This window comes from Microbacterium phycohabitans (assembly GCF_032464935.1).
In the GTDB taxonomy this organism is placed as follows: Bacteria; Actinomycetota; Actinomycetes; order Actinomycetales; family Microbacteriaceae; genus Microbacterium; species Microbacterium phycohabitans.
In genome coordinates this window covers 443,375-455,682 of the sequence record NZ_JAWDIT010000002.1, presented here as the reverse complement: position 1 = coordinate 455,682, position 12,308 = coordinate 443,375, and the positions used below count along the sequence as shown (strand labels likewise).

Annotated in this window: 9 protein-coding genes; 7 read left to right on the top strand and 2 right to left on the bottom strand. The window is 69.2% G+C overall.

Features of this window, described 5'->3' with window-relative positions; genetic code table 11:
• The first annotated feature begins 39 nt into the window (after positions 1-39).
• Both RWH44_RS06555 and RWH44_RS06550 read left to right on the top strand, forming a co-directional pair.
• Positions 40-1,386: a dihydrolipoamide acetyltransferase family protein gene (locus tag RWH44_RS06555; RefSeq protein ID WP_316003945.1), complete on the top strand. Its 1,347-nt coding sequence runs from the start codon at positions 40-42 to the stop codon at positions 1,384-1,386.
• Between the two features lie 24 nt (positions 1,387-1,410).
• The gene (locus RWH44_RS06550) at positions 1,411-1,608 is read left to right on the top strand and encodes a hypothetical protein (RefSeq protein ID WP_316003944.1); all 198 of its coding nucleotides are present in this window, start codon (positions 1,411-1,413) and stop codon (positions 1,606-1,608) included.
• Between the two features lie 3 nt (positions 1,609-1,611).
• Here the strand turns inward: RWH44_RS06550 and RWH44_RS06545 are convergent, their stop codons facing one another.
• Positions 1,612-3,054 (bottom strand): MFS transporter, encoded by a 1,443-nt coding sequence (locus RWH44_RS06545; protein ID WP_298876884.1) that lies wholly within the window; start codon positions 3,052-3,054, stop codon positions 1,612-1,614.
• Positions 3,055-3,114: 60 nt separating this feature from the next.
• Positions 3,115-4,170, bottom strand: a complete 1,056-nt coding sequence (locus RWH44_RS06540; RefSeq protein WP_298876880.1) for a LacI family DNA-binding transcriptional regulator — start codon at positions 4,168-4,170, stop codon at positions 3,115-3,117.
• Positions 4,171-4,345: 175 nt separating this feature from the next.
• On the opposite strand from RWH44_RS06540, the gene RWH44_RS06535 reads away from it, so the two are divergent.
• The 5 genes from RWH44_RS06535 to RWH44_RS06515 all read left to right on the top strand — a co-directional run bounded on the left by RWH44_RS06535 (position 4,346) and on the right by RWH44_RS06515 (position 12,279).
• A complete protein-coding gene (locus RWH44_RS06535; RefSeq protein WP_316003943.1) occupies positions 4,346-5,668 on the top strand; it encodes an ABC transporter substrate-binding protein in 1,323 nt (440 codons plus the stop codon).
• 111 nt (positions 5,669-5,779) lie between these two features.
• Entirely contained in the window at positions 5,780-6,721 is a 942-nt protein-coding gene (locus RWH44_RS06530) for a carbohydrate ABC transporter permease (protein WP_316003942.1), read from the top strand.
• Positions 6,718-7,557, top strand: coding sequence for a carbohydrate ABC transporter permease (locus tag RWH44_RS06525; RefSeq protein WP_298876872.1), 840 nt, complete (start codon positions 6,718-6,720; stop codon positions 7,555-7,557). Before RWH44_RS06530 ends, RWH44_RS06525 begins: the two co-directional genes overlap by 4 nt.
• 2 nt (positions 7,558-7,559) lie before the next feature.
• Positions 7,560-9,812 (top strand): alpha-L-rhamnosidase, encoded by a 2,253-nt coding sequence (locus RWH44_RS06520; RefSeq protein ID WP_316003941.1) that lies wholly within the window; start codon positions 7,560-7,562, stop codon positions 9,810-9,812.
• Between the two features lie 91 nt (positions 9,813-9,903).
• Positions 9,904-12,279, top strand: coding sequence for a GH39 family glycosyl hydrolase (locus RWH44_RS06515; protein ID WP_316003940.1), 2,376 nt, complete (start codon positions 9,904-9,906; stop codon positions 12,277-12,279).
• Positions 12,280-12,308: the final 29 nt, after the last annotated feature.

Below are 12,308 nucleotides of genomic sequence, written 5' to 3'. Positions count from 1 at the left end.
ACGCCGGTGCAATGCTGGCTCCCGAGCAAAGGACACACCGTGACCGAGCAGACCTTCGTCCTCCCCGACGTCGGGGAAGGCCTCACCGAGGCCGAGATCGTGCAGTGGCGCGTCGCGCCGGGTGACACCGTCGCCGTCAACGACGTGATCGTCGAGATCGAGACGGCCAAGTCGCTCGTCGAGCTGCCGTCGCCGTACTCCGGCACGGTCGGCGAGCTGCTGGCATCCGAGGGGTCCACCGTCGAGGTCGGCGCCCCGATCATCACGATCGGAGCAGCGGATGCCGGCACCCCGGTGCCCGCGGCGCCCGCCACGGTTCCCGAGCCCAGCGACCCCGGCGGAGCAGTGCTCGTCGGCTACGGCACGGGGGGCGCGGTGTCGTCGCGTCGTCGTACCCTTCGACAGGCTCAGGGACCGTCCGCGGAGCGCCCCGTGAAGGCCTCGGTCGGCGTGGTCGCCAAGCCCCCGATCCGCAAGCTCGCGCGCGATCTCGGCGTCGACCTCTCGGCCGTGACGCCGAGCGGCCCCGCCGGCGAGGTCACCCGCGACGACGTCGTGAAGCACGCCGAGCAGGCGAGCGTCTTCCGCAACATCGAGACGCCCGCGTGGGGCGAGGTGCGCGAGGAGACGATCCCGGTCGCCGCTCCCGTTGCGACCGCGCCGTCGGCATCCGCCCCCGTCGACGCTCGCGAGGAGTCGATCCCCGTCCGCGGCGTACGCAAGGCCACCGCCAACGCGATGACCTCGAGCGCCTACTCGGCCCCGCACGTGTCGGTGTGGGTCGATGTCGACGCGTCGCGCACGATGGAGCTCGTGAAGCGCCTGAAGGCTTCGCCCGACTTCGCCGACGTGAAGATCTCTCCGCTGCTGATCATGGCGCGCGCCGTGATCTGGGCCCTGCGCCGCACGCCGATGATCAACGCCGCGTGGGTCGACACCGAAGACGGCGCGCAGATCTCGGTGCGCCACTACGTCAACCTCGGCATCGCCGCAGCGACGCCCCGCGGCCTGCTCGTGCCGAACATCAAGGACGCGCAGGCGATGAAGACGCGCGAGCTCGCCAAGGCCCTCGAGACCCTCACGCTGACCGCGCGCGAGGGCAAGACGAGCCCGGCCGATCAGACCGGCGGCACCTTCACGATCACCAACATCGGCGTGTTCGGAGTGGATGCCGGGACCCCGATCATCAACCCCGGCGAGGCCGGCATCATCGCGCTCGGTGCGATCCGCCAGAAGCCGTGGGTCGTCGACGGCGAGGTGCGCCCACGCTGGGTGACCACCGTGTCGGGTTCGTTCGATCACCGCGTGGTCGACGGCGACGGGATCTCGCGGTTCATCGCCGACGTGGCATCCGTGCTGGAGGAGCCGGCGCTGCTGCTGGACTGAGGGCCGACGCGTAGCGTGGATGCCATGGACCGTGACGCGGAGAGCCAGGAGGATCGGGCGCTGCGCTCGCTGCGCGCGATCGACGGCGGCGCCGACATCGGCGCCGAGGCCCTTGCTCTGGCGAACGAGTTCACCGATCGTCAGACCGGGCGGGCGACGGCGTGGATGCGGCGGACGTTCGGCTCGCGCGGTCGGTCGACGGGGGCGTCGGACGAGGGCTGAGCCTCACTCGGGAAGAGACGCGCGCGCCCCGCTCGGGTTCTCCCGCGTCGGAATGAGCAGCGCCAGCACCAGGGCGATCGCCGCCGCCCCGATGCCGAGCACGAACGACACCTGGAACGCCTGCGAGGTCGGCACACGGGTCTCGCCGTCGCCCGTCGACAGCGTCGCGAGCACGACGCCGACGATGGCCGCCGCCGTGCTCGTGCCGAGGGAGCGGGCGAGGGCGTTGAGTCCGTTCGAGGCGCCGGTCTCGCTCGGCGGCACAGCGCGCATGATGAGCATCGGCATCGCGGCGTACCCGAACCCGATGCCGAAGCCGATCAGGATGTTGGCGACGACGAAGTGCCAGACCTCGGTCGAGAAGATCAGGCTGAAGCCGTACGCGAGGATGAGCGAGATCGACCCGGCGACCAGCAGCACGCGCGGCCCGATCGTTCGGGCGAGGGTCCCGGAGATGGGGGAGAGCACCATCATCACCAGGCCCGACGGCATGACGACGAGGCTCGCGGCCAGCAGCGACAGGCCCAGTCCGACGCCCGTCGCCACCGGCAGTTCGAGCATCTGCGGGTACGCGACGTTCGAGGTGAACAGCGCGAAACCCATGGCGATGGATGCCAGGTTCGTCAGCAGCACCGGTCGGCGGGCGGCGACCCGCAGGTCGAGCAGCGGGTTCTCGACGCGCAACTCGAACCAGCCCCACAGCAGCAGCACGGCCACCCCGCCGATCGCGAGCGACAGCGTGAGCGGAGAGGTCCAGCCCCACGTGTTGCCGCGCGACACGGCGAGCAGGACGCCGATGAGGCCGACCGCCAGGCCTACCGCGCCGAGGTAGTCGAAGCGTCCGGCGGTCCGCAGCACGCTGACCGGGACGATCCAGAGGATCAGCGCGAAGACGACGGCGCCGAGGGCTCCGGCGATCCAGAACAGCCAGTGCCAGTCGGTGTTCTCGGACACCAGCGCACTGATCGGCAGTCCGAGTGCGCCGCCGACGCCGAGCGTCGCGCTCATCAGCGCGATGGCGCTGTCGACGCGGTTCTCGTGCAGCACGTCGCGCATGATCGAGATGCCCAGCGGCACGACGCCCACGATCGCGCCCTGCAGGGTGCGGCCCACGATCATGCCGACGATGCCGGTCGACAGGGCGGCGACCACCGACCCGAGGATCATCACGACCAGCAGCACGAGCACGATGCGCCGTTTGCCGTACATGTCGCCGAGCCGGCCGGCGATGGGTGTGATCACAGCCGCGGCGAGCAGGGTGGAGGTCACGACCCACGCCGTGTCGTCGCGGGAGGCGTTCAGCAGCTGCGGGAGCTGCGACTGGATGGGCACCACGAGGGTGAACATGAACGACGAGCACAGTCCCGCCAGCGCCAGCACCAGCACGACGAGCCCCTGAGGGCTGTTCCGGGAGAGTCTTCTTCGCGCGTTCTCATCCCGTGACATCGCCTTCCAGGCTATCCGCCTCGGGGGAGGCGTCGGGCCGGGCCGAGGAGAGGCGGTTCCTCAGGACTCCGTGCGTCGGACCGCGGGAGCGGACCCGCTGGTCGCGCGCACCCGGAGCGCGGGGGAGAACACCCGCCGCTGCGCGTCCTGCCGTCCGCCGATGCGCTCGAGCAGCAGTTGCGCCGCGGTGGCGCCCATCTCCTGCCCGTGCTGGTCGACGGTGGAGAGCCCGATGAGCGGATGGCTGGCGATCGGCACGTCGTCGTAGCCGACGACCGCGAACTCCGCGGCATCCACTCCGCGCTCGGCGGACACCTCGAGCGCGGACAGCGCCAGGGAGTCGTGGCCCGCGAACAGCGCCGTCGGAGGCGTCGCGCGATCGAGCAGGTCGTTGACGGTGTGCCGGGTGTCGTGATCGGACGAATCGATGCGGATGACGTCGGGCTCGAGCCCCCGTTCGCGCATCATGCTCTCGTACACCCTCAGCCGCCGCGGATGCGGGTCGGTGCGGGGTTCGACGAGGATCCGCTCGTCGTTGGTCACGTGCACGATGCGGGTGTGGCCCGAGTCGAAGAGGTGCTCCATCACCAGCCGCGCGCCGGCATCGTCGTCGCCGACCACGACGTCGTAGTGCTGCGGGTGGTCGTGCTGGCCCACCTGCACCAGCGGAACGCGCCGCGCGAGACCCTCGAGCCAGGCCTGGGGGACGGCCGGGGCGACCGCGATGATGCCGTCGACCTGCCGGTCGTACAGGCTCTCGAGCGCGGCCGTGCCGCTGACCGGGTCGGCCATCGGGGCGATGATCAACTGGTAGGCCGAGGCGTTTAGCTCCTGCACGATGCCGGTGAGGATGCGCGTGAAGAACTCGTTGTCGACCTGGGGCAGCTGCACGCCGATGGTCGCCGTCGAGCCGCGCATCGCCCGAGCCGCCACCCGCGGACGGTAGTCGAGCGCCGCGATGGATGCCGTCACCCGCTCGCGCATCTGATCGCTCACGCCGTAGGCGTCGCGGATCACCTTCGAGACGGCGGCTTTGGACACGCCGGCGTGCTGCGCGACGTCTTCGATCGTCGCTGCGCGGGTCGGTGGGCCCGGGGGTGATGCGTTGTCCAGCATCGAGCTCCTTCGGTCGGTCCCTTCAATGTAGATCGGTTGACGAAATCGCGCCAGTCGGTTTATTCTCACTTCGTCGCCCTGTGTAGATCGGTTTACACTCGATCTCGCACCGAAGTCCCGAGGCGTCGCATCGGCCGGAGTCCCCAGCATCCGGCCCCTTACAAGGAGGTAAGCAGTGTCCTCATTCATCACCCCGCGCCGGGCGACGACCGTCGTCGCCGGCGTCGGCCTCGCCGCCCTCGCCCTCGCCGGTTGCTCCGGCGCAACGGGAGGCGGCTCCGCCGACGGCAAGGTCGAGATCACCTATCTCACCACCAACGGCGACGACTCGATCGCCACCGGGAACGCGCTCATCTCGGCGTTCGAGAAGGCCAACCCCGACATCACGGTCACGCTCAACACCCGTCCCGGCGGCACCGAAGGCGACAACCTCGTCAAGACCCAGCTGTCGACCGGCGAGATGGACGACGTCTTCTTCTACAACACCGGCTCGCTCTTCCAGGCACTCAACCCCGACCAGACGTTGGCGAACCTCGCCGACGAGTCGTGGGTGTCCGAGGTCACCGACAACTTCAAGACCGTCGCGTCCACCGACAACGGCACCTACGGCGCACCTCTCGGCACGTCGATGGCGGGCGGTATCGCCTACAACACGAAGGTCTTCTCCGACCTGGGCATCAGCGTGCCGACCGACTGGTCGTCGCTGGTCGCGGCCGCCGAGAAGATCAAGGCGGCGGGGATCACGCCGATCGAGCAGACCTACGGCGACACCTGGACCTCGCAGCTGTTCCTGCTCGCCGACTTCGGCAACGTCCGGACGCAGGACGAGAACTGGGCCGACGACTTCACGAACAACAAGGCCAAGTTCGCCCAGGGGCCCGCCCTCGCCGGCTTCACGCACCTTCAGGACGCCTTCGACAAGGGCCTCTTCAACGCCGACTTCGCCACCGCGACGGCCGCCGAGGGCTCCGCCGCCCTCGCCGCGGGCAAGGCGGCGATGTACCCCATGCTCTCGAGCGCCGTCCTGAGCAACATCACGCAGTCGAACCCGGATGCGGTCGCCGACATCGGCTTCTTCGCGATGCCGGCCGACAAGGCCGCGAACACCACGCTCACCGTGTGGGAGCCCAGCGCGGTCTACATCCCCAAGACCACCGAGGGTGCGAAGCTGGATGCCGCGAAGAAGTTCGTCGCCTTCGTCAACTCCCCCGAGGGCTGCGACATCCAGAACGCCAACTACGTGGCGGGCGGCCCGTTCTCAATCAGCTCGTGCTCCGTGCCGTCGGACGCCGCCCCCATGGTCGCGGAGATCCAGAAGTACATCGAGGACGGCAAGAGCGCTCCCGCCCTCGAGTTCCTCTCGCCTGTCAAGGGCCCCAACCTCGAGAACATCGCCATCAGCGTCGGCTCCGGCATCTCCAGCGCGCAGGACGGTGCGGCCGCCTACGACGACGACGTGAAGAAGCAGGCCCAGCAGCTCGGCCTCGCCGGCTGGTGAGAACGCGCTGAGTCCAGCGCCCCCGTGCGGTCGTCGCCCCCAGGCCGCCGCGCATCGCGGGGCCGGAGACCCCCTCTCCGGCCCCGCTCTTCCCCCACGAAGGAGTGACCGATGGCCCAGACGTTCGCCAATGTGGTGCCGCCCCAGGTGCGCAACCGGCGTCGAGGCGCGCCCCCCGCGACGAGTGCGGGTCGCAAGACGCGCAGCATGTACCCGTCGTGGTTCTACATCCCCGCGGCCGCGCTCTACGTGGTGCTCTTCGCCGTCCCGACTTTCGCCTCCTTCTACTTCAGCCTCACGCGCTGGTCGCTCTTCGATGTGCAGTTCATCGGACTCGACAACTTCGTGCAGTTCTTCTCCGACCCGCAGCTGTCGCTGGCGTTCGTGAACACGGTCGTCTACGCCGTCGTCACGAGCGGACTCAAGGTCGTGCTGGGGCTCGCGCTCGCGGTGCTCCTGACGTCGGAGATCATCGGGCGCGGATACCTGCGAGCCGTCACGTTCTTCCCCGTGCTCGTGTCCACCATCGGGGTGGGCCTGACGTTCAAGGTGCTGCTCGACCCGTTCGACGGTCTGGTCAACGGCGCCCTGTCGGTCTTCGGCATCGAGGGCCCGGGGTGGCTGACCGATCCGAACCTCGCCCTCGTCAGCGTGGCCCTGGTCGACGTGTGGAAGGGCCTGGGCATCGCGACGCTCATCTACATCGCCGGCATCGTCGCGATCCCGCAGGAGTACTTCGAGGCCGCCCGCGTCGACGGGGCGAGCGCGTGGAAGGTGTTCCGCAACATCACCTTCCCGCTGTCGTGGCCGGCGACGGGGACGGTCGTCATCCTGTCGCTTATCGGCGGTCTGCGCTCGTTCGATCTGATCTGGGCCATGACCAAGGGCGGTCCCGGTTTCAGCTCCGACGTCATCGCCTCGGTGATCTACAAGCAGTACCAGGCGGGCTTCTACGGTCTGTCGACCGCGGGCAACGTCGTGCTCTTCGTCGTCGTGACGGCGGTCATGATCCCCATCTCGATCCTCATCAACAAAAGGAGCGTGGACGCGTGAGCCGCCTCGCCGTTCGACGGTGGACCGTCGGCACGATCGCCATCGCCGTGTCGGTCGTCGTCTTCCTCGTGCCGTTCGCCTTCATCCTCGTCACCGCGGCCAAGACCGCGCCCGAGGCCTCGATGCTCGCCTTCAGCTGGCCCAGCGAGTGGAAGCTGTGGGACAACATCGCCGCGGTCCTCGCCGATCGCAACGGCATCCTGATCCGCGCCTTCGTCAACAGCATCGTGCTGACGGTCGCGAGCGTGATCGTCATGGTCGTGCTCGCGGCGATGGTGGGCTACGTGCTGCAGCGCAAGAGGTCGCGGTGGAACGGGGTCGTCAACTTCTTCGTGCTCGCCGGGCTCATCGTGCCGCCGGCGGTCGTGCCGACCATCTGGGTTCTCCAGGGCCTCGGGCTGTTCAAGACCCTCGGCGGGCTCGTCCTCATCGAGGCGACCTTCGGCCTGTCGTTCTGCATCCTGCTGTTCCGGGCCTTCGTCTCCACGATCCCCCGGGAGCTCGACGAGGCCGCCCTCATCGACGGTGCGGGACCGATCCGGTTGTTCTTCCAGGTGGTCCTGCCGCTGCTGAAGCCGGTCATCGTCACGGTCATCGTCGTGCAGTCGGTGGCGGTGTTCAACGACTTCGCCAACCCGCTGTACTTCCTCCCCGGTGACGCCAACGCGACCGTGCAGCTGACGCTCTACGCCTACGCGTCGAGCTCGACCAGCGCGGGGCAGTTCAACCTGCTGTTCGCCGACATCCTCCTCATCACCATCCCGCCGCTCGTCATGTACGTCTTCTTCAACCGCCAGATCGTGGCGGGCATGACCAGCGGGGCGATCAAGGGCTGATCATGTTCACCACCGCTCGACTCATCTCGCCTGCCACCCCCGTGGACGGCGCCCCCACCCTGGTGGGCCGTTTCACCCTCGACCCGGGTCACGGCGAGCTCGTCCGCGCCACCCTGCGGTACTCCGCACTCGGCGTCGTGGAGGCCGCCCTCAATGGCGCCCGCGTCTCCGACGACCTGCTGACCCCCGGCTGGTCGAGCTATGAATGGCGCGTGCGGGTCGCCGAGACCGACGTCACCGCGCTCGTCGAGGCCGAATCGACGCTCGAACTCACGCTCGGCAACGGGTGGTACCGCGGGAGCCTGACCTGGATGGGGGCGACCGGCGTCTACGGCGACCGCCTCGCGGGGATCGCCGAGGTCGACCTCGTCTTCGCCGACGGCCACACGCAGGTCTGGGCGAGCGACGCATCGTGGTCGGTGCACGCCGCCGACACCGTGGAGGACGATCTTTATCACGGCCAGACCATCGACGCTCGTCGGCGCGGCGCTGCGCCCGTCGCGGCGGAGGTCGAGGTGATCGACGCCCCTTCCGTCCACTTCGAGCCGTACATCGGGCCCCCTGTCGCGCCCGTCGAGACACTCCCGGTCCGAGACGCGTGGCTCTCGCCCGCGGGCCGGGTGATCGTCGACTTCGGCGAGAACCTCGTCGGGTGGGTCCGCGCCGAGGTCGCCGGTCCGGCGGGGAGCACGGTGACCCTGCGTCACGCCGAGGTTCTCGAACGGGGCGAGATCGGCATCCGCCCGCTGCGCTCGGCGCGTGCGACCGATCGGTTCGTCCTCTCCGGGAGCGCGGACGTCTTCGAACCCCGCTTCACCTTCCACGGCTTCCGCTACGTCGAGGTCGACGGGTGGCCCGGGGGGCTGGATGCCGTGCGCCGGGGCGGACTCGAAGCGGTGCGGATCAGTTCGCGCCTGCGGCGCACCGGCACGTTCTCGAGTTCCGACCCGCTGCTGAACCAGCTGCACGAGAACGTCGTCAACAGCACGCTGGGCAACTTCGTCGACCTCCCCACCGACTGCCCGCAGCGCGACGAACGTCTCGGATGGACCGGTGACATCGCGGTCTTCGCGCCCACGAGCGCCTACCTGTTCGATGTCGGCGACTTCCTGCGCGACTGGCTGCGCGACGTGTCCGTCGAGCAGCAGCACCAGGGGGGAGTGGTGCCGTACGTCGTGCCCGACGTGCTGAAGTACGTGGGGGTGCCGCAGGACATCACCCCGGTCGACTCGACGGCGGTGTGGAGCGACGCGATCGTCTGGGTCCCGTGGGCCGTGTGGATGGCATCCGGTGACGTCCGCGTGCTCTCCGAGAACGTCGAGGGGATGCTGTCGCACCTCCGCCACGTCTCGACGCTGGTGTCGGAGAGCGGTCTGTGGGACCGCGGGTTCCAGTTCGGAGACTGGCTCGACCCCGATGCGCCGCCCGAGGACCCCGCCGCGGCCAAGGCCGACCGGGGACTGGTGGCCACCGCGTGCCTGTACCGCTCCGCCGACCTCGCCGTGCGCGTCGTGGAGGTGCTGGGTCGGTGGGACGTCCGCAGCGAGCTCGAGCACCTCCGCGACGCCACGCGACGCGCCTTCCGCGAGGCCTACGTCGATTCCGGCCAGCAGCGGCTGCGCAACCACTGCGAGACCTCGTACGCGCTCGCCATCGCCTTCGGGCTGCTCGACGACGAGGAGCGCTCGTGGGCCGGAGACCGTCTCGCGGAGCTCGTCGAGGCGTCGGGGCACCGCATCTCCACCGGTTTCGCCGGCACGCCCTACGTCCTCGACGCGCTGAGCGGCACCGGCCACCTCGACACCGCCGGACGACTGCTGCTCCAGCGCGAATGCCCGTCGTGGCTGTATCCGGTGACCATGGGCGCGACCACCATCTGGGAACGCTGGGACTCGATGCTGCCGGACGGAACGATCAACCCCGGCGAGATGACCTCGTTCAATCACTACGCCCTGGGGGCGGTGGCCGACTGGATGCACCGGGAGCTGGCGGGGCTGGCTCCGCTGGAGCCGGGGTACTCCCGCGTGCGCGTCGCGCCGCGGCCCATCGACGGCATCGACGACGCATCGACGTCGTACGACAGCGTTCATGGCCGCATCGCCGTCGCCTGGCGTCGCGAGGGTGCCACCGTGCATCTCGAGGTGACGGTGCCCCCGGGCGTGGTGGCCGAGGTGCGGCTGGGCGAGGTCGACGCCGAAATCGGAGCCGGTGTGCACCGGCTCTCCGCAGAGTTCGCACCGACCGTCGCGGTGTGATCACCGTGGCAGGTCGACCGTGACGGCGGTCGACCTGCCACGACCCCGGCGGCGACGACGCCGCCGGTCTGTCGATGAAGAGGAGAAATCCGTGTCCATCAGAAGAAACGCGGCCGTCGGGGCCGTGATCGGTGCCCTGGTGCTGGCCGGGGCGTCCGCGCCGCCGGCGGTGGCGGCCAGCTCCGTCACGTTCAGCGCGACGTACGGCACCGATGCGGGTCAGCAGCTCGACGATGCACGACTGCTCAACGGTTCTCAGGGCGGCTACGCCGTCACGAAGAACCTCCATCTGCTGCCCGAGACGCTCGGGCAGGTCAACTCCACGGGCCTGCGGTCGGTTCGCATCGACCACATCTTCGACGACGATTTCTACGGGCTCGTCTCTCGAAACGCGGCGGGAGCGTTGACCTTCGACTTCACCAAGCTGGACTCCGTGGTCCTGCCGCTGTTAGATCAGGGCATGGTGCCCTGGTTCACCCTCAGCTACATGCCCGGGGCGCTGGCGAAGGACAAGTTCACCGCTCCCTCCAGCCTCACCGACTGGTCGACGGTCGTCTCGACGACCGTGAAGCACTACGCCGACCTGGGCCACACCGGGCTCAACTGGGAGGTGTGGAACGAGCCGGACTTCTCGTTCTGGAAGTCGGGGGCGTCGGCCTTCAACGACCTGTACGCGGCCTCGGCGAAGGCGGTGAAGGACACCGATCCCACCGCGCAGATCGGCGGTCCCGCGGTGTACGACATCAACGCGTCGATCATGGGGTCGTTCCTGGACTACATCGCGGCCAACCCCAGCGTGCCCTTCGACTTCGTCAGCTGGCACGACTACGGCGGCACCGACTTCTCGGAGTCGGCGACGGTGGCCTCGATGCTCTCCTCGCGCAAGATCCCCGCGAAGAAGCAGTACATCACCGAGTGGCACACCACGGCCGCCTTCGGCTCGACGCCCGGTGGCGACGCGGACACGAACGTCCTCGCCTCCTACACGGCGCGCCGCCTCACGTCGGCGCTGCTGCAGCCGACGCTGAACGGGGTGTTCTTCTTCAGTCCGGTCGAGGGGTGGAACCCCACGGCGGACTTCTCCACCGACCTCGGCCTGCTCACCGTGGAAGGGCACCGCAAGGCCGTCGGCAACGTGTTCGAGATGGTCGACCTCATGCCCTCGACGGTGCTGACTTCGACCACCTCGGGAGCGCCCACCGACCGTTCCGTGGGCGCGATCGCCACCGGTGACACCACGAGCAAGACGACCGCGTTCCTCGCGTGGAACGACGGCTCCGACGCCTCCACCGTGTCGCTCTCGGCGAGCTCGCTGCCCTTCGGGTCGTCGACCTTCTCGGTCACCCGCTACGACGTCACCGCCACGTCGGGCAACTACTACGCCGACTGGTCCGCGGGAACGCGCAACCGCACGACGGGCCCCAACGAGCTGCTGCGCCCCTCGAGCGTGAACGTCTCGGCACCGGCATCCACCTGGTCGTCGCAGGTGAGCATGCCCGCGAAGTCCGTGTCGCTGTTCGTGCTCGCTCCCTCGACGCAGGCCGCGGGTGCGGTCTCGCTGAGCACGCCGTCGTCGTCGACCAACGTGGCGCGGGCGAGCACCGTGACCAGCTCGACCAGCTACACCGGCGGCGGCTGGGGCGGGGCGAAGCTCGTCGACGGGCGTCGTCACACCTACAACGCCTCCGACACCGGCGGGATCTCGCAGGGCTTCACCTCGGACGCCACCTCGACGGCGCAGGCGACGCAGTGGGTGCAGCTGGACCTCGGAAGCGCCAAGGCGTTCGACACCGCGACCCTCTGGCCACGAGACGATCAGGATGCCGACGGCTCGAGCTTCCCGGTGGACTTCACGCTCGCGGGCTCCAACGACGGCACGACGTGGACGTCGCTGGTGAGCAAGACCGGGTACAAGGCGGGCCAGAAGGTGGCGGGACCTCAGGTGTTCTCCACCGGCAAGGCGTCGTACCGCTACGTGCGCCTGACCGCCACGAAGCAGGGCCAGCCCGTGACGGAGGGCTCGTCGCAGGTGTACCGCCTGCAGCTCGCGGAGCTGGAGCTCACGAACGCCGGCGTCCTGAACCCGGGTTTCGAGAGCGGCGACCTGAGCTCCTGGTCGGTCGAGGGTGCGGCATCCGTGACCTCGACGAACGTCTACGACGGCCGCTACGCCGCGACCTTCACCGGTGCGGGCAAGGGCGTGTACCAGGTCGTCTCGGGGCTGACGCCGAACACGACCTACACCTTCAGCGGCTTCGCGAAGTCGGCGGCCGGTGAGCCGGTGTACCTCGGGGCGAAGAACTTCGGAGGCGCCGAGGTCTCGTCGCCGGTGACCACGAGTCGCTGGAAGCAGGCCTCGGTCACCTTCACCACGGGGGCGTCGTCGACGTCTGCGCTGCTGTACTTCTACAAGAACAGCGGCGCGGCTCAGGCGTGGGTGGACGGGGCGGTCCTCACCGGCCCGTGATCGGTCGCGTCAGCCCCTCCGCTTCCCAC